We start from the raw sequence: 17,282 nt of genomic DNA on the forward strand, positions 1-17,282 counted from the left end.
AGTACCCTCATCCGGGTGCGCGTCGGCCCCCACCTCGACCTCCGCGCCGGGGTATCCCGCCGGGTAGGCGGGCGGCGGGACGCGCTCACCGGGCTGCGGGCAGTGGCGGCGCTGTTGGTGGTCGGCACCCACGCGGCGTTCGCGACCGGCAAGCTCACCCACGGCTACATCGGCCTGGTGTGGGCTCGTCTGGAGGTCGGCGTCTCGATCTTCTTCGCGCTGTCCGGTTTCCTGTTGTTCCGCCCGTGGGTCGCCGCGGCGGCCGATGCGACGGTGGCACCGTCGGCCCGGGCCTACGCTCAGCGCCGGCTGCGCCGGATCATGCCCGCCTACGTGGTGACGGTCTTACTGGCCTACGGGGTTTACTCGTTCTACTCGACCGGACCCAACCCCGGGCAGAGTCTCGCGGGGTTGGTCCGCCACCTCACCCTGACCCAGATCTACACCGACAACTATCTGGTCACCTACCTTCATCGTGGCTTGTCGCAGACCTGGAGCCTGGCCGTGGAGGTGGCGTTCTACGCGGTACTGCCGCTGCTGGCCCATCTGCTGCTGGTGGTGCTGTGCGGTGATCAATGGCACCCGCGCCGGCTGCTGATCGGGCTGGCCGGCCTGGCCGCGATCAGTCCGGTATGGCTGATCGTGCTCAACACAACCGACTGGCTGCCGAATTCGGCGGGGATGTGGCTGCCGGCGCAGCTGGCCCCCTTCGCGGGCGGGATGGCCGTGGCGGTGCTGCATGTCATGGGAGTGCGCTGGCGGGCCGGGTTGCTGGCGGTTGCCGCGGGGCTGCTCTTCCTGGTGGTGTCCACCCCGCTGGCGGGCGCGGTCACTCTTGGCCCGGTACCGCTGTGGGAGCCACTGACCAAGGCGATGCTGTACGCCGCCATCGCGACGCTGGTGGTGGCGGCGCCCACGTTGGGTGAGCGCGGGATGGTCGACCGGCTGCTGGCCAGCAAGCTTATGGTCTGGCTCGGTGAGATCTCCTACGAGATCTTCCTGCTACACGTCCTGGTGATGGCGGTGGTGCTCGGCACGGTGCTGGGCTGGCCGTTGTTCACCGGCTCACTTCCGGGCTTGTTCCTGCTGACGCTGGCCGTCACGATTCCGCTGGCCTGGCTGCTGCACCGCGTCACCGCGGTTCGTGGCTAGGTATCGGTGCCGGGGCACCCGTCAAACGCATTCCGGGTCCAGGTGGGGTGCGCTTTCATGTTTTCGGCACACCATGTCGCCCTGTCCTCGGTCGTGCTCGTGCACTCATCGGCATGTTGATCCTTGAGGGCCTGCGCCGACGACACCGGCGACGCGCATCATGCGGTACATGAATCGCATGGTGTTGCTCACTTTGTATAGATCGCGTCGATATCGGCGGCAAACTTCTCCGCCACCACATTGCGCTTGACCTTGAGTGTCGGCGTCAGCTCGCCGGTGGCAACGGTGAAGTCGCACGGCAGGATCCGGAACTTGCGGATCGATTCCGCATGCGACACATGCTGATTGGCGTCCTTGATGGCCAACTCGATCTCGGCGATCAGATCGGGATCCTCCCGCAGGTCACTGACGGAGGCGCCGGCCGACTTGCCGTGGTGGGACTTCCACACGTCGAATGCCTCGGGGTCGATGGCGATCAGCACACCGATGAACGGCTGGTTGTCGCCGACGGCCATCGCCTGGCTGATCAGCGGATGGGCCCGCAGCGCGTCCTCGAGTACCGCGGGGGCAACGTTCTTGCCCCCCGCCGTCACGATGATCTCCTTCTTGCGGCCGGTGATCGACAGGAACCCGTCGGCATCCACACTGGCCAAGTCGCCGGTGTGGAACCAGCCGTCGATGATCGCCTCGCTGGTGGCTTTGTCGTTGCGCCAGTAGCCGTCTGATACCACGCCGCCCTTGACCAGCAGCTCGCCGTCGCCGGCGATCGCCATGCTGTTACCCGGTACCAGCTTGCCGACGGTGCCCACCTTGAGCTCGCCGATCCGGTTCACGGTGATCGCCGCACTGGTCTCGGTCAGCCCATAGCCTTCATAGATCGACAGTCCGACGCCGCGGTAGAAGTGGCCCAGCCGTTTGCCCAGTGGCGCGCCACCGGAGATCGCCGCGCGGCAGTCGCCACCGAGGGCAGCACGCAGCGTGCCATAGACCAGCCGGTCGAAGACGGTGTGGGCGGCCTTGAGCAGGAGGTTGGGCTGTCCGGCTTCGAGGGCCTCGCTGTAGGCGATCGCCGTCTTGGTGGCTAGCTCGAAGACCTTGCTCTTGCCACCGTCGCGGGCATTCAATTCCGCTGTGTTGTAGACCTTTTCGAATACTCGGGGCACCGACACGACGATCGTCGGCTTGAACACCTGCAGCATCGGCACCAGATTCTTGATATCGCTGGTGTAGCCGACGGTCACCTTGTTGGTGATCGCGGTCATCGACAGGCCGCGCGCCAGCACATGCGCCAGCGGCAGAAAAACCAGCAGTCGTTCGTTCTGGCGCAGCAGGGTCGGGAAACAGGCTGTGGCGCCACGGATTTCAGACAGCAGGTTGGCGTGGGTCAGCGCGACGCCCTTGGGGCGGCCGGTGGTGCCCGAGGTGTAGATCAGGGTCGCCGGGTCGGCGGACCGCAGCCCGGCCAGCCGGCGGTCTAGCTCGGCGGGGTCGGCGCCGGCCGCGGACTCGGCCAGCTCGTCGAGAGCGTCGGCGCGCAGCGTCTTGCGCAGGGCAGGCAGAGCCTCATGCAGCTCGGACACCATCTGGGCATGCGCCTCGGTCTCGGTGAACACGAGCACCGCGGCCGAATCCTCCAGTACCCAGTGGACCTGCTCGGCCGAGGACGTCTCGTAGATGGGGACGGTGACCCCGCCGATCGACAGGATCGCGTAATCGAGAACGACCCACTCGTACCGGGTCGCCGACAGGATCGCGACCCGGTCACCGGCCTGCACCCCGTGGGCGATCAATCCCAGCGCCGCCGAGCGGATCTGGGCGGCCACCTCGGCACAGGTGACGTCCGCCCAGGCGCCGTCGATGAGACGCTGGGCGATCACGTAGTCCGGATCGGTGCTCTCGTGGGAGTAGACGGAGCTGGCGACGTTGTCGTGTTCACCGATGGTGAACGACGCGGGAACGCTGTATTCACGCATGCCAACCAGCGTAGTCAACGGGCGGGAGGTGGCCGCGGGGGTCCGATATGTGAAGCTAGTGCCCATGAACAGCATCCAGGTCGCCGACGAGACCTTCGTGGCGGCTGATCCGGCGGCGGTGGGACGTGCGGTCAATGATCGCGCGAGCTGGCGGCGATGGTGGCCGGATCTGCGGCTGGAGGTCGTCGAGGATCGTGCCGACAAGGGCGTCCGGTGGACCGTCACCGGCCCGCTCACCGGCACTATGGAAATCTGGCTCGAGCCGGTGCTCGACGGTGTGCTGCTGCACTATTTCCTGCACGCCGAGCCCTCCGGTATTGCGGCCTGGCAACTGGCCAAGATGAAGCTGCCCAAGGTGAACCATGCGCGCCGGGTCGCTGGAAAACGGATGGCCTTCGAGGTGAAAGCGACACTGGAGGCGGGACGCCCGGTGGGCGTGACGCCCGGGCGCTGATATCGGGTCACACCCTGGGCCGGGAGGGTACCGTTTGTGGCCGAGGGAGCGCGATCGTCTCGGGTCGCGCAGCGCAAAGCGACGGGAATTGGCAACAGTGGCTGACAAGACGGCGCAGACCATCTACATCGACGCGGATCCTCGCACTGTGATGGACGCCATCGCCGATATCGGTGCATACCCGCAGTGGGTCTCTGAATACCAGGAGACCGAGGTTCTCGATTCTGACGAAGAGGGTTACCCGCTGACCGCCCGGCTGGTGCTGGATGCCGCGGTGCTCAAGGACACCATGGTGCTGTCCTACGAATGGCCAGCCGACCGCAAGTCGGTGCGCTGGTCACTGGTGTCCAGCTCGCTGCTGAGGGCGCTCGACGGCGCATACACGTTGGCCCCCAAGGGTTCTGGAACCGACGTCACCTACGAGCTCTCGGTGGAGCTGGTCATCCCGATAATCGGGCTGCTCAAGCGCAAGGCTGAGCGGCGGTTGACCGACACGGCACTCAAGGATCTGAAGAAATGGGTCGAGGGCTGAGTGACCTCTGGTGACGCCCCCGCCGATGCGGGCCTGACCGACCAGGCCCGGATCAGCTTCTTCGTCGGCAAGGGCGGGGTCGGAAAGTCGACGCTGGCCTCGGCGACGGCGGTGCGCGCGGCGCTGGCCGGTGATCGGGTGCTGGCGGTGTCCACCGACCAGGCACACTCGCTCGGCGACGTCCTCGGTGTCGCGGTGCCGCCGACCGGTGGGCGCGAGCCGGTGCGGATTTTCACCGAGGAAGGTACCGACGCCGTCGGCGGCGGCCACCTCGATGCGCTTGCCCTGGACACCCTGGCGTTGCTGGAGGGCAGATGGCGCGCGATAGCGCCGGTGCTGGCCGCCAGGTTCCCGGATTCCGATCTCAAAAATATTGCCCCAGAGGAGCTTTCCGCGCTACCGGGTATTCAGGAGGTGCTCGGCCTTGCCGAGGTGGCCGCACTGGCCGACTCTGGCCGCTGGGACTATGTCGTCGTCGACTGCGCCTCGACCGCCGATGCCATGCGGATGCTGACGCTGCCTGCGGCGTTCGCGATGTACATCGAACGGGCCTGGCCGCGGCACCGCCGGCTGAGCGCGGCCCTCGACAGCGCGCACGCCGCGGCGACCGTGGCGGTGATCGAGGGGATCAGCGGCGGGGTCGAAGGGTTGTCCGCGCTGCTCACCGATGGGCTGCGGGTCAGCGCGCACCTGGTGCTCACCGCCGAGCGGGTGGTCGCCGCCGAGGCCGTGCGCACCCTCGGCTCGCTGGTGCTCATGGGGGTGCGGGTGGCCGAGCTTCTCGTCAATCAGGTTCTGGTCCAGGACGATTCATACGAATACCGCAATCTTCCCGAGCATCCCGCCTTCGACTGGTACTCCGAGCGGATCGTCGAGCAGCGGGCGGTTCTCGACGAACTCACTGCCGCGATCGGCGACGTGCAGCTGGTGCTGGCACCGCACCTGCCTGGGGAGCCGATCGGGGCCAAGGCGCTCGGCCAGCTGCTCGACAGTGCGCGCCGGCGCGACGGCTCGCCGCCGCCCGGGCCGCTGAAGCCGGTGGTGGATCGGGAATCGGGCTCGGGGGTCGATGCGATCTATCGCATGCGGCTAGAGTTGTCGCACATCGATCCGGGAACGCTGTCGCTGGGCCGGGTCGACGACGACTTGATCATCGGTGCCGCGGGGATGCGGCGCCGCGTGCGGCTGGCGTCGGTACTTCGGCGGTGCATCGTGGTGGACGCCGCGCTGCGCGGTACCGAGCTGACCGTGCGCTTCCGACCCAATCCGGAGGTGTGGCCCGCGTGAACGGCCCGCATCCCGACCTGGGGCCCGAGTTACGTGCGCTGGCCCAGGCCATCCTGGACCGGCTCGACCCCGCCGTCCGTGCCGGCGCCGCGATGACTGCGGGTGCCGCGCCGGGCCCATGCCAGCAGGTGTGGTGTCCGGTGTGCGCGCTGGCCGCGCTGGTCAACGGGGAGCAGCACCCGCTGCTGACGGTGGTCGCCGAGCACAGCGTGGCCCTGGTGACGATGATCCGCGCGATGGTCGCCGAGGACGGGCTCGGCGAACCCGGGCCCGATAACCCCGGACCCGATAACCCCGGACCCGATAACCCCGGACCCGATAACCCCGGACCCGATAACCCCGGACCCGACGAGCCCGGTCCCGGGCCGAGCCGCTACCAACACATTGCGGTCAGTGTCGAGGAGTGATCCACCGCAAGCCTTGTCGATCGGATGTGAACCGGGCCTGACCTGTCGTCGTGGTCGGCGCCCCTGGGTAGAGTTAGCCCAAAGCGCGTGACCGATCGGGAGGCCCCATGTGGTACTGGCTGTTCAAGTACATCTTCATGGGTCCCTTGCTGGCTTTGCTCGGTAGGCCGAAAGTCGAAGGGCTGGAACACGTTCCAAGCTCCGGACCGGTGATCCTGGCCAGCAATCACCTGGCGGTGGCGGACAGCTTCTACCTGCCGCTGGTGGTGAGCCGGCGGATCACGTTCTTGGCGAAGTCCGAATATTTCACCGGTACGGGCATCACCGGCTTCTTCACCCGGTGGTTCTACACCGCGGCCGGCCAGGTGCCGATCGACCGCGCCGATGCCGATGCCGCCCAGGCCGCGCTCACGACCGCCGAGCGCCTGCTGAAGCAGGGCAAGCTGCTCGGCATGTATCCCGAGGGCACCCGGTCACCCGACGGCCGGCTCTACAAAGGCAAGACCGGGCTGGCCCGGCTCGCCCTGGAAACCCAGGTTCCGGTGATTCCGGTCGCGATGATCGGAACCGACGTGGTCAACCCGCCCGGAACGAAAAGGTGGCGTTTCGGCCGGGTGACGGTGCGCTTCGGCAAGCCGATGGATTTCTCCCGATTCGACGGTCTGGCCGGTAACCGGTTCATCGAGCGCGCCGTCGTCGATGAGGTCATGTACGAGCTGATGGAGCTGTCGGGTCAGGAGTACGTCGACATCTACGCCGCGACGCTGAAGAACGTCGACCCTAAGCCGGGTGGACCAGATCAGCCGCCGGCTCGGATCCCGACGAGCGCCGCGGGCTAGTGCCCGCTGTGGCCACCGTCAGTCCCGCGACGACGATCACCGCGAGTGCCCACCACACGTAGGACATCCCGAGTAGCTGGCGCCACCAGGACGCCGTGTCCTCGTGATGCTTGGGCAATAGCTCCAGCGGAATCCACATCATCAACGCCACCCCGGTGGCGGTGACGGTGCCCAATGCAACGTTGCGGCGGCGGTAGGCGATCACCGCGCAGGTGATGACCGTCGGCAAGGCCCACACCCAATGGTGCGACCACGACACCGGCGAGACCACCAGGCCGAACAGGGCCACGCACATCAGCGCCAGCGTCGGTTCTTCTCCCGAATTCCCGCCATCCGCGCGGGTAGCACCCAGCACCCGCCGCACCGCCCAGATCGTCAGGCCCAGCGCGGCGAAGCAGGCCAGCGTCCACAACACGAAGTGGGTGCTCTTGTCCATGCCGAGGCGGGCCAGCGCGCCGGCGATGTTCTGGTTGGTGTTCAGCGCCGCGCTGCCGATGCGATCGGTGTGCATGATCGTCGTGCTCCAGTACTCCGCAGAGTCGCGCCAGGCCAGGGCGCAGCCCAGCAGGCTGGCGACGACGAAGGAGGCGACCGCGGTCAGCGCGGCACGGCCGTCGCGGCGCAGCAGGAAATACAGCAGGAACACCGCGGGTGTGAGCTTCAGCGCGATCGCGATACCCAGCAGCAGCCCGCGCGGCCAGGGGGTGCGCCGCGGCAGGCAGTCCGCGATCACCAGCGTCATCAGCACCACGTTGATCTGGCCGAAGTCGAAATTTGCGTCGATGGGCTCGAGGTACATCACGGCCAGCGCCACGATGCCGGCGGCCAGCCAGGCCCGACGCAACCACGCCGGTTCCCGGGTGATCGCCGAGGAGGGCCACACCGCCAGGCGGCTCAGCATGATCCAGGTGGACAGCAGCACCAGCAGCAGCGTGATCACCGTGATCGTCACGCTGGCCACCGGCAGTGGCATCCAGGCGAACGGGCTGAACACGATGGCGGCCAGCGGGGGATAGGTGAACGGCAGATCCAGCCCGACCAGCGTGTGGAACATCGCATCACCGGCATAGAGCGGCCGCCCGTCCAGCCAGGCCTGACCGCCCATCCGGTAGACCTCGATATCGATCCGGTAGGGGATCTTCGCGAACAATATCCAGCCGGCGTTCGCCAGCAGCGCGACGATCGCGACCTGCGTCACCCGCCACCCCGTGGTCAGCCGGGGCTTCCCCACACTGCCCAGATCGGGCAACCGCCGCATACTCATGTCGCCACCAGAGTATCGGTGTGCTGCGACGCGCCGGGACTCATCCCGGCCGTGCCGGCCCCTCACGGCGGTCATCGGGCGTATGTTCTGTCCCCGTGCCCTTCCACCTGCACTTCGACGTCGTCGCCCCCGGGCGCGTGCCGTTGATGTGGTGTCTGATCGCGTTCATCCTCACGTTCTTCGTGACGCGCACGATCGTGCGCTACATCCGCCACAACGCCGGCAACGACATCCCGCGCAAGTGGTGGCAGCCCCGCAATATCTCCGGGCGCGGCGGGCTGCACATCCACCACGTGGTGATCGGCATCGTCTTGGTGATGATCTCCGGTATCACCATGGTGACGTTGGCGGTCGACGGGGGAGTCGGCGAATTCACCGCGGCGGCAACCGTTTTCGGGATCGGTGCGGCTCTGGTTCTGGACGAGTTCGCGCTCATCCTGCATGTGGAGGACGTGTACTGGGCCGAGGACGGGCGGGCCTCGGTGGACGCGGTGTTCGCCGCGGTCGCGGTCGCGGGCCTGCTGATCATGGGCTTCAACCCGTTGTCCTTCTTCGATATCGGGATCTGGCGCGCGGACGACTCACTTGCGGCCCGCGCGGTCGTCGTCGTCCTCGCGGCGCTGACCCTGGCGCTGGCGGTGGTCGTGTTGCTCAAGGGCAAGGTCTGGACCGGCCTGATCGGGATGTTCATCACGCCCCTGCTGTTCGTCGGCGCGATCCGGCTGTCCCGACCGCATGCCCCGTGGGCGCGCTGGCACTACCAGGACAAACCCCACAAGATGCACCGCGCTCTGGAGCGTGAGCGCTATATGCGCCGGCCCGTGGTGCAGGCCAAGCTGTGGCTGCAGCACTTCATCGCCGGTGAGCCGAGCTTCCCGGCCGATGCCGAGGTGGACGCCGAGCTCGACCGCGAGATCCACGCGGCACCGCCACCGCAGTCCGCCGGTGAGACCGAGCCAGCGGTTTCGACGGGATAGGGTGCGGCAAGTGCGGTTCTTCTACGACACCGAGTTCATCGACAACGGCCGGATCATCGACCTGATCTCAATCGGGGTGGTGGCCGAGGATGGGCGCGAGTACTACGCGATCTCAACCGAATTCGACCCCGAGTCTGCCGGCAAGTGGGTACGCACCAACGTGCTCCCGAAACTGCCGAGCCCGTCATCGCAGCTGTGGCAGTCCCGGCGCCAGATCCGGGAAAGCCTGGAGGAATTCTTCGGCATCGACGGTGCCGAGCCGATCGAGCTGTGGGCCTGGGTGGCTGCCTACGACCATGTAGCGCTGTGCCAGTTGTGGGGACCGATGACCAGCCTGCCGCCCCAGATCCCGCGGTTCACCCGCGAGTTGCGCCAGTTCTGGGAAGAGCGCGGCTGCCCGCGGATGCCACCTCGTCCCCATGACACCCATGATGCGCTCGTCGACGCCCGGCACAACATGCGCCGGTACGTGCTGATGACCTCCGGCGTCGACGGTGGCCCCGCCGTTGCCGAGCGGTACCCCCCCGCCTCGGAGCGGTGAAAGGGGGGTGCGCGGCCCCGTTACCATAGACGGGTGAACTGGACCGTTGATGTACCCATCGACCAGCTGCCGTCGCTGCCGCCACTGCCGGCTGACCTGCGCGCACGGCTCGATGCGGCACTGACGAAGCCGGCACTACAGCAGCCCAGCTGGGACCCCGAGCAGGCTGCGGCCATGCGCACGGTGCTCGAGAGCGTGCCGCCGGTCACCGTGCCCACCGAGATCGAGAAGCTGAAGTCCCAGTTGGCCGATGTGGCGCTTGGCAAGGCTTTTCTGCTGCAGGGCGGTGACTGTGCCGAGACGTTCGTCGACAACACCGAGCCCCACATCCGCGCCAACATCCGCACGCTGCTACAGATGGCCGTCGTCCTGACCTACGGCGCCAGCATGCCGGTGGTCAAGGTCGCCCGCATCGCCGGCCAGTACGCCAAACCGCGCTCCTCGGACACCGACGCGCTGGGGCTGCGGTCCTACCGCGGTGACATGGTCAACGGGTTTGCCGCGGACGCCGCTGTGCGCGAACATGATCCGTCCCGCCTGGTGCGCGCCTACGCCAACGCGAGCGCGGCGATGAACCTCGTGCGGGCGTTGACGTCTTCTGGCATGGCTTCGCTGCACCAGGTGCACGACTGGAACCGCGAATTCGTCCGCACCTCGCCGGCCGGTGCCCGCTATGAGGCGTTGGCCGGTGAAATCGACCGTGGTCTGCGATTCATGAGCGCGTGCCGGGTCGATGACCGCAATCTGGACACCGCCGAGATCTTCGCCAGCCATGAGGCGCTGGTGCTGGACTACGAGCGGGCGATGCTGCGGATGGACATGGGAGATCCAGCAGCTGATGGTCCGCCTCGGCTTTACGACCTGTCGGCGCACTATGTGTGGATCGGGGAACGCACCCGTCAGCTCGACGGCGCCCATGTGGCGTTCGCCGAGGTGATCGCCAACCCCATCGGGGTGAAGATCGGCCCGACCACCTCGCCGGAACTGGCGGTGGAATACGTCGAGCGACTCGATCCGAACAACGAGCCCGGCCGGCTCACGCTGGTCAGCCGGATGGGTAACCACAAGGTGCGCGACGTGCTGCCCGGGATCATCGAAAAGGTGCAGGCCTCCGGTCATCGGGTGATCTGGCAGTGCGATCCGATGCACGGCAACACCCACGAATCCTCGACGGGTTACAAGACCCGTCACTTCGACCGCATCGTCGATGAGGTGCAGGGTTTCTTCGAGGTGCACCGGGCGCTGGGCACCCATCCCGGCGGTATGCACGTCGAGATCACCGGCGAGAACGTCACCGAATGCCTTGGCGGCGCGCAGGACATCTCGGACTCCGACCTGAGTGGTCGCTACGAGACGGCCTGCGATCCGCGGCTGAACACCCAGCAGAGCCTGGAATTGGCGTTCCTGGTCGCGGAGATGCTGCGCGACTAGCTCGTCGGACGACGATCGAGCGGCGAGGAACGAGCCGCGTTGAGGAGTCCGACAATCGGGCTACAGTAGGCCGCCCAGATTGGTCCCCAGCGTCCAGCCGGCGGCGGCCACCCCAGCGGTGAGCAGCAGCACGATCAGCATCCAGAACACCAGCGACCGCCGGGCGCGCTGCCGCTCCCAGACGAATTCGCCGATGTCGATACCGGCGAATTGTGCTGGTATGTCCAGGCTTTCGTCGTCGGCCTCGGCGGGCTGCCAGTCTTGCGGATCGCGGATGAGCGCACGAGTGGGATTCTTGACCCCCTGCGGCGCCGGCGGGGGTACCGGCAGGGCAGCCCGGTAGTCCTCAGTGGGCCGGCTGTGAAACGCCGTCGCGGCGGCGTGCTGGGCGGAGTGGCTCGGCGCCGGCACCCGGAATTTCGGTAGCGCCAACTCCTGGCTGATCGCGTCGAGATCCTCGGCCATCTCCTCGGCATCGGCGAAGCGGTCGACGGTCGTGCGGGCGGTGGCCTTCGCGATGAACTCGTCGAATTGGCGTGGCACCCCGCTGATCACCGTGCTGGGTAACGGGACATCGTTGTCCATCCGCTGGTAGGCGACTGTCAGAGGATTGTCACCGGTGAACGGTGTTGTGCCGGTGAGCAATTCGTAGGCCAGGATCCCGACGGCGTAGACGTCGCTGCGCGCGTCGGCCGCGCCACTGCTGACCTGTTCGGGGGACAGGTAGGCCGCGGTGCCCAGGATGACGCTGGTCGAGGTGATACCGGCTTCAGCCACCGCGCGCACCAGGCCGAAGTCGACGAGCTTGACCTCGCCGTCATCGGAGATCAGGACGTTCTCGGGTTTGACGTCGCGGTGCACCAGCCCGGCGTGGTGCGCGGTGGCCAGACCGCCGAGCACCGGGCGCAGCACCGCGGCCGCGGCGTGCGGGGGCATCGGGCCGCGCTCGCGCAACAACTCGCGCAACGTACCGCCTTCGACGAGCTCCATGACAAGAAAAGGGTGACTGCTGTCCAGGCCCTGGTCGTACACCGCCACCAGGCCCGGGTCCTTCAACCGGGCCACCGCGCGGGCTTCGCGCTGGAAACGGGTCAGGAACTGGCTGTCGCTGGCGTAGCGCGAATCCATCACCTTCAGCGCCACCGGCCGGTCCAGGCGGACGTCCAGGCCGCGGTACACCGTCGACATTCCGCCGGTGGCAATCTTGGCGTCGACGCGGTACCGGCCTTCCAGCAACACGCTTATCAAGGGGTCCGACGTCACCGCCACATGGTATCCGCGGGCTGGATCGTCCTAGAATCATGCGGGTGAGCAGCATTCCGGCCGGCCAGGACGTACTGGATCCCGATGAGCCCGTCTACAACCTTCCCGAAGTCGCCGAGCTGTTGCGTATCCCCGTGACGAAGGTGCACCAGCAGCTGCGTGAGGGCCACCTGGTGGCAGTGCGGCGCGGCGGTGTCCCGATGATCCCCAAAGCCTTCCTCAACCAGGACGGCGATGTGGTCAAGAGCCTGCCCGGATTGCTGGCCGTCCTGCGCGATGGCGGTTATCACGACACCGAGATCCTGCGCTGGCTGTTCACCGCCGATCCGTCGCTGACGATCACCCGCGACGGGTCACGCGAGTCGATCAGTAATGCCCGTCCGGTCGACGCGCTGCACGCGCATCAGGCCCGCGAGGTGATTCGGCGCGCTCAGGCCATGGCTTACTGAGCGAATACCAGGCCGCCAGTGCGCAGGCGGTGGCCAGCAGGACGTGGATCCACGAGTACATACCGTGCGAGCCGTCCGGTTTGAAGATCACCATGATCCACGTCGAGAACCCAGCGATCAGCGCGATCGACGCCCGCGACTGGGCCAGCGCCGCGATCACCGCCAGTGGCCAGGTGTAGTACCAGGGCAGGGCGGCGGGCACGAACAGCACCACCATCAGCATCGCCCACGCGATGCCCGTCAGGGCCGCGCGGTCGTCGTGCCGAAACCGCCACCACAGCAGCGGAAGTGACACCGCGATGATCACGATCCCGGCGATGCGGGTGACTTCGAGGACGGCGTAAAAGTTCACCGGCAGGAACACGCTGCCGACGACGTTGGTGAGGTTGGCGATCGCGGTCGGGACGGTCAGCCAGTTGATGATCTTCACCGAGCCGGCCAATGCTGTCAGCCAGCCCAGACCAACGCCGGCCACCCAGGACAACACCACGAACACCGCGACGAAGATGGCCACCGACGCCGCCGACGCGGTCACGAAAGCCCTTATCGCGCCTAGCTTCCGGGATTCTTGCAGATGCCGCATCCACACCCACACCATGAACGGCAGCGCCAGCACGGCGGTGGCCTTCACCGCGACGGCGATGGCGATCAGCATCGCGCCGGCGGCGTGATGACGGGCGAACGTCAATGCGATACCGGCCATCATCAGCCCGACCATCAGCATCTCGTTGTGCACGCCACCCATCAGATGGATGATCACCAGTGGGTTGAGCACGCAAATCCACAGGGCCACCGCACCATTGGCGCCGATATGGCGGGCCACCCGCGGGGCCGCCCAGATCAGCATCGCCAGTCCGGGCAGCATGCACAGCCGCAGCAGCATCGTGCCGGCCACCACATGGTCACCGACCACGCTGGTGACGAAGCGGGCCACCAGAATGAACGCCGGCCCGTACGGCGCGGTGGTGGTTGTCCAGATCGGGCTGACGTTGTCCAGCAACGAGTTCTGATTCTCCACCGGCCCGACGGCGTAGGGGTCGAGGCCGTCGCGCAGCAGTGCACCTTGCGCCAGATACGAGTATGTGTCGCGGCTGAACAGCGGAACGCTCAGCAACAGCGGCGCCAGCCAGAACCCCGTCGTCGCGATCATCGAGTAATCGCTGACCTCGGCGTCGGTTTGGGTAACGCGTCTGCCCACCCACAGCCAGGCCACCAGCATCACCACCACGCCGCCCCACAGCAGCACCGACGACACCACCAGGCCGTGGCCGAACCGCAGCCACGACAGGTGCAGCGACTCGAGCAGCGGGTCGTGCTGGCGGGTGCTCCCGGCACCCAGGCCGCCGAGGGTGATCAGGACCGCGCCGAGAAAACCGAGCAGCGCCGGCCGGCCCTCGTCGCCGGCCGTGAACGCCGCCAGGCGGGCAGCGCCGGCCTGCGGTTTTGGTGGGGTGGATGCGCGAGCGGACATGGGCCTAGGCCGACCGATTCGCGGCCAATCTGGCGAGCTCCGTGAGCCCGGCCTTGGCAGGCGCGTTGATCGGTGCGCTGCCCAGCAGGCCCAGCGCGCGGTTGGTGAGCAGCTCGATGCGGGCCTCCACCGCAGCCAGTGCACCGACCGACTCGATGACATCGCACAGCTGGCGCACGTCGGCGTCGGTCAGCTCGGTGCCGATACCGGCCCGCAGCCTTTCGGCGGCGCCCGCATCGGTGGCGGTGGCCCGCTCGACGGCCTCGGCCAGCAGCACGGTGCGCTTCCCGGAGCGCAGGTCGTCCCCGGAGGGCTTACCCGTCACGGCGGGGTCCCCGAACACGCCGAGCACGTCGTCGCGCAGCTGGAACGCGACACCCAGGTCGGTGCCCAGCTCATGGAAGATGCTCTGCACATCGGGCCGGTCGGCGGCGGCCGCGGCGCCCAGCTGCAGTGGCCGCGAGATGGTGTAGGACGCGGTCTTGAACGTGTTGACGTTCATCGCCGATTCGATCGACTCGGCGCCGCTGGATTCGGCCACGATGTCGAGATACTGACCGCCGAGGACTTCGGTGCGGATATCGGACCACACTCGCTGGACGCGGCGCCGCCCGTCGGCCGACAGATCCACCGCGGCGACGATATCGTCGGCCCACACCAGCGACAGGTCGCCCAGCAGGATGGCCGCCGACCGGCCGAACTGCTCGGGAGAGCCGCGCCAGCCACGGCTGCGGTGCAGGTCGGTGAAGTGGACGTGGGCCGTGGGCCAGCCGCGCCGGGTCGCCGAATCGTCGATCACGTCGTCGTGGACCAGCGCGCAGGCGTGCAGCAGCTCCAGCGCCGAGAACAGCAGCAGGATCCCGTCGTCCACGCTTGCGTCGGGCTCGGCGGTCACCGCGCGGTAGCCCCAGTAGGCGAACGCGGGCCGCACTCGTTTGCCACCGCGCAGGACGAAGTCCTCCAGGGCCGCGATGAGCCCGTCGTAGTCGGTGCCGATATAGGCGGCGTCGGCGCGGCGGCCAGCCAGATATCCCCGCAGTTGATCAGTAACGGCGCCGGCCAGCTGGACGGCTGACGGAGCTGCTGCTTGGACGCTCAGCGCGGCGCCCCTTTCTGTGAACGAGGGTGGGTGCTCCCAGAGTAGAGCGTTGGTAGTAATTTGCTCCACCCAGCGGCTAGCTGTCGGACTGATCGGCTCCTGCGAACCGCGGTGCACGGTCGCGGCTTACCCAGGCCAGCCAACCGATGACACCGCAGACGACCAGCGCGCCGAGCCCGAGCCACATCACCGCGCCGGTGAACGACCGGGTGCTGGGGTCGGTGTAGCGGGCCTGGGCGCTCATGGACGACACGACGCCCGGCTTGAGCTTCCACTCGACGACGTCGGTGTCGATCCGGTTGCCGTTGGTGGAGGTCACCTCGCCGGGAAAGGACACCGTCAACTCCACATCGGCATCGGGGTCGCTGACGCTGGTCAGATCGACCCGGCCTTCCAGGATCACCAGATTGCCCGCCCGGCGCAGCGAAACGTCGACCCCGGCCGCCTCACGGTTGAGGTTGGCCAGCTGCGGCACCTCGGAGAAGCTCAGGTTCGAGAACACCGCTTGGGAGCCGACGTAATCGTCGGTGTCGTACTTCGATACCGAAATTTTTTGGCTGAAGGGCACATTGAGATCGAACTGCGGTCCCTGGTCGCTGGAATCGCGCGGCTTGGCGGCGGCGAGGATCTGCCCGGACACCTGGTCGTCGGGCGATACCGTGATCGAGGCGTGTACCCGTACACAGCCGACCGCCAGGGGCGCCACGAGTAGCAGCAGTAGCGCCACGGCGCGTAAGCGCAGGCGGCGGGATCGGTCGCGCACTCCGGTATCGTGCCAGATTCGGGCTAAAGCGGGAGGCTGCGGCCCAGAATCGCGAATGCCCGCGGGTCGCCGGCGAAGTGGTAGCCGCGCATCACGTCGGTGAAGCCCAGCCGCCGGTACAGCCGCCAGGCGCGGTTGGCCTCGCCGAGGATTTCCGGCGTGGACAGCAGCACGTGGGCTTCGCCACGCTCGGTCAGCAGCCGGCGGGCCAGCGCCTCACCGAGTCCCCGGCCCTGGGCGCTGGGGTGAATGTGCAGCTCGGTGAGTTCGAAGTAGTTGCTCATCAGCGCGCCGACCTCGTCGGCAGGCACCCCGATACGGTGCAGCCCGGCCACCACCTGCTGCTGCCACCACTGGTCCGGGGCCCCGCAATAGCCGTAGGCGATACCGAGCAGCGGAGCGGCAGCCAATGCCTCGGGGCTGGCCTCCTCACCGGGCGCGGTCTCGGTGTCGACGGCCGCGACGGCCTTCCAGCCCTGTCTGCGGGTGTGCTCGAGCCACATCGCCGCCCGTTGGCCTTCGGTGCCGCGGGGGTAGCGCATGGCGTCGACGTACACGGTCAATGCGTCGTGAAGACGCTGCGCCATGGCATGGGGCGACAGATCGATGAGGAAAGTCGCCAACGCCTAGGTGCCCTTCGTCGTCTGCTGATCGGTCATGGGTTTATCGCCATTATCGGGGCAGGCCCGGCCCGACGTTTCGGGTGAGGTGCTGACGAGCCCCTTACGTGATGATGGCGGGAACAGAACAACCCCTGGACACAGCTACAATCGGGTGGACCAACTAGGTGGTACGGCGCACGTTCAGCTCGTATCATCTGGTTAGTCGCCCCGGTAATCGCTGGGCAGCCAAGTTTTATCGGAATCGTGACCGTCGCATCGGCAAGGAGGGACGAATGCCACTCTCCGATCATGAGCAGCGCATGCTCGATCAGATCGAGAGCGCACTCTATGCCGAGGATCCCAAGTTTGCCTCGAGCGTACGAGGTGGAACTCTGCGGGCTCCCTCGACGCGGAGACGGCTGCAAGGCACCGGTTTGTTCGTGATCGGCCTGGCGATGCTGGTCGCCGGGGTCGCGTTCAAAGCCACCATGATCGGCAGCTTCCCGGTCTTGTCGGTGGTCGGCTTCATGGTGATGTTCGGTGGCGTCGTGTTCGCGATCACCGGCCCGCGCGTCGTCGGCGGACGGGACAAGTCCGGTCCGTCCTCGTCGTCGGGCCCGCGTCAGCGCAAGGCCAAGGGCGCTGGCGGTTCGTTCACCAGCCGTATGGAGGATCGGTTCCGGCGGCGTTTCGACGAGTGAGCGCGAACTTCTCGCCTACGGGGTAGCCAACCGGCTGCCCCGTTTTTGTTTGCCCAAACCCCCCCACTTGGCCCCAC

General features: G+C 67.3%; 18 protein-coding genes. 11 read left to right on the top strand and 7 right to left on the bottom strand.

The features are described from left to right. Window positions 1-15 precede the first annotated feature (15 nt). Window positions 16-1,152, top strand: a complete 1,137-nt coding sequence (locus G6N13_RS17620) for an acyltransferase family protein (RefSeq protein WP_163699036.1) — start codon at window positions 16-18, stop codon at window positions 1,150-1,152. 188 nt (window positions 1,153-1,340) lie between these two features. Here the strand turns inward: G6N13_RS17620 and G6N13_RS17625 are convergent, their stop codons facing one another. Beyond that, window positions 1,341-3,125 (bottom strand): AMP-dependent synthetase/ligase, encoded by a 1,785-nt coding sequence (locus G6N13_RS17625; protein ID WP_163699039.1) that lies wholly within the window; start codon window positions 3,123-3,125, stop codon window positions 1,341-1,343. A gap of 64 nt (window positions 3,126-3,189) precedes the next feature. On the opposite strand from G6N13_RS17625, the gene G6N13_RS17630 reads away from it, so the two are divergent. The 5 genes from G6N13_RS17630 (at window position 3,190) to G6N13_RS17650 (ending at window position 6,644) form a co-directional block, all read left to right on the top strand. Continuing rightward, window positions 3,190-3,579: a polyketide cyclase / dehydrase and lipid transport gene (locus tag G6N13_RS17630; RefSeq protein ID WP_163699041.1), complete on the top strand. Its 390-nt coding sequence runs from the start codon at window positions 3,190-3,192 to the stop codon at window positions 3,577-3,579. A 97-nt stretch (window positions 3,580-3,676) separates the two neighbouring features. Continuing rightward, window positions 3,677-4,111 (top strand): SRPBCC family protein, encoded by a 435-nt coding sequence (locus tag G6N13_RS17635; protein ID WP_163699043.1) that lies wholly within the window; start codon window positions 3,677-3,679, stop codon window positions 4,109-4,111. Then, window positions 4,112-5,398, top strand: coding sequence for an ArsA family ATPase (locus G6N13_RS17640; RefSeq protein WP_179965008.1), 1,287 nt, complete (start codon window positions 4,112-4,114; stop codon window positions 5,396-5,398). Then, on the top strand, window positions 5,395-5,805 hold the full coding sequence (locus G6N13_RS17645; RefSeq protein WP_163699045.1) for a hypothetical protein: 411 nt from the start codon (window positions 5,395-5,397) through the stop codon (window positions 5,803-5,805). Before G6N13_RS17640 ends, G6N13_RS17645 begins: the two co-directional genes overlap by 4 nt. 107 nt (window positions 5,806-5,912) lie before the next feature. Next, complete coding sequence (locus G6N13_RS17650) at window positions 5,913-6,644, top strand: lysophospholipid acyltransferase family protein (protein ID WP_163699047.1); 732 nt, start codon at window positions 5,913-5,915, stop codon at window positions 6,642-6,644. Here the strand turns inward: G6N13_RS17650 and G6N13_RS17655 are convergent. After that, window positions 6,586-7,908, bottom strand: a complete 1,323-nt coding sequence (locus G6N13_RS17655; RefSeq protein WP_163702261.1) for a glycosyltransferase 87 family protein — start codon at window positions 7,906-7,908, stop codon at window positions 6,586-6,588. The two genes, G6N13_RS17650 and G6N13_RS17655, sit on opposite strands and share 59 nt — an antisense overlap. Before the next feature lie 146 nt (window positions 7,909-8,054). Here G6N13_RS17655 and G6N13_RS17660 point away from each other — a divergent pair, with 146 nt between their 5' ends. The 3 genes from G6N13_RS17660 to G6N13_RS17670 are packed head-to-tail and all read left to right on the top strand — an operon-like array spanning window position 8,055 to window position 10,857. Further along, window positions 8,055-8,885, top strand: coding sequence for a hypothetical protein (locus G6N13_RS17660; protein ID WP_235678097.1), 831 nt, complete (start codon window positions 8,055-8,057; stop codon window positions 8,883-8,885). A gap of 10 nt (window positions 8,886-8,895) precedes the next feature. Next, window positions 8,896-9,426: a polyadenylate-specific 3'-exoribonuclease AS gene (locus G6N13_RS17665; protein ID WP_163699051.1), complete on the top strand. Its 531-nt coding sequence runs from the start codon at window positions 8,896-8,898 to the stop codon at window positions 9,424-9,426. Window positions 9,427-9,459: 33 nt separating this feature from the next. After that, window positions 9,460-10,857 (top strand): class II 3-deoxy-7-phosphoheptulonate synthase, encoded by a 1,398-nt coding sequence (locus G6N13_RS17670; RefSeq protein ID WP_163699052.1) that lies wholly within the window; start codon window positions 9,460-9,462, stop codon window positions 10,855-10,857. 60 nt (window positions 10,858-10,917) lie between these two features. Here the strand turns inward: G6N13_RS17670 and G6N13_RS17675 are convergent, their stop codons facing one another. After that, window positions 10,918-12,126 (bottom strand): protein kinase domain-containing protein, encoded by a 1,209-nt coding sequence (locus tag G6N13_RS17675; protein ID WP_163699054.1) that lies wholly within the window; start codon window positions 12,124-12,126, stop codon window positions 10,918-10,920. Window positions 12,127-12,164: 38 nt separating this feature from the next. On the opposite strand from G6N13_RS17675, the gene G6N13_RS17680 reads away from it, so the two are divergent. Then, window positions 12,165-12,569, top strand: coding sequence for an Rv2175c family DNA-binding protein (locus tag G6N13_RS17680; RefSeq protein ID WP_197746805.1), 405 nt, complete (start codon window positions 12,165-12,167; stop codon window positions 12,567-12,569). Here the strand turns inward: G6N13_RS17680 and G6N13_RS17685 are convergent. The 4 genes from G6N13_RS17685 to G6N13_RS17700 all read right to left on the bottom strand — a co-directional run bounded on the left by G6N13_RS17685 (window position 12,487) and on the right by G6N13_RS17700 (window position 16,525). Then, window positions 12,487-14,040, bottom strand: a complete 1,554-nt coding sequence (locus G6N13_RS17685) for an alpha-(1->6)-mannopyranosyltransferase A (protein WP_163699059.1) — start codon at window positions 14,038-14,040, stop codon at window positions 12,487-12,489. The genes G6N13_RS17680 and G6N13_RS17685 overlap by 83 nt on opposite strands. Window positions 14,041-14,044: 4 nt before the next feature. Beyond that, window positions 14,045-15,103 carry a bifunctional (2E,6E)-farnesyl/geranyl diphosphate synthase gene (idsA2, locus tag G6N13_RS17690; RefSeq protein WP_163702264.1) on the bottom strand — a complete coding sequence of 353 codons (1,059 nt, stop codon included), beginning with the start codon at window positions 15,101-15,103 and terminating at the stop codon, window positions 14,045-14,047. A gap of 112 nt (window positions 15,104-15,215) precedes the next feature. Beyond that, on the bottom strand, window positions 15,216-15,902 hold the full coding sequence (locus G6N13_RS17695; protein WP_163699062.1) for an LppM family (lipo)protein: 687 nt from the start codon (window positions 15,900-15,902) through the stop codon (window positions 15,216-15,218). Between the two features lie 23 nt (window positions 15,903-15,925). Next, window positions 15,926-16,525, bottom strand: coding sequence for a GNAT family N-acetyltransferase (locus G6N13_RS17700; protein WP_163699064.1), 600 nt, complete (start codon window positions 16,523-16,525; stop codon window positions 15,926-15,928). 272 nt (window positions 16,526-16,797) lie between these two features. On the opposite strand from G6N13_RS17700, the gene G6N13_RS17705 reads away from it, so the two are divergent. Further along, window positions 16,798-17,205, top strand: a complete 408-nt coding sequence (locus tag G6N13_RS17705; protein WP_163699065.1) for an SCO2097 family morphological protein — start codon at window positions 16,798-16,800, stop codon at window positions 17,203-17,205. Window positions 17,206-17,282: the final 77 nt, after the last annotated feature.

This window comes from Mycolicibacterium sarraceniae, from assembly GCF_010731875.1.
Taxonomy (GTDB): Bacteria; Actinomycetota; Actinomycetes; order Mycobacteriales; family Mycobacteriaceae; genus Mycobacterium; species Mycobacterium sarraceniae.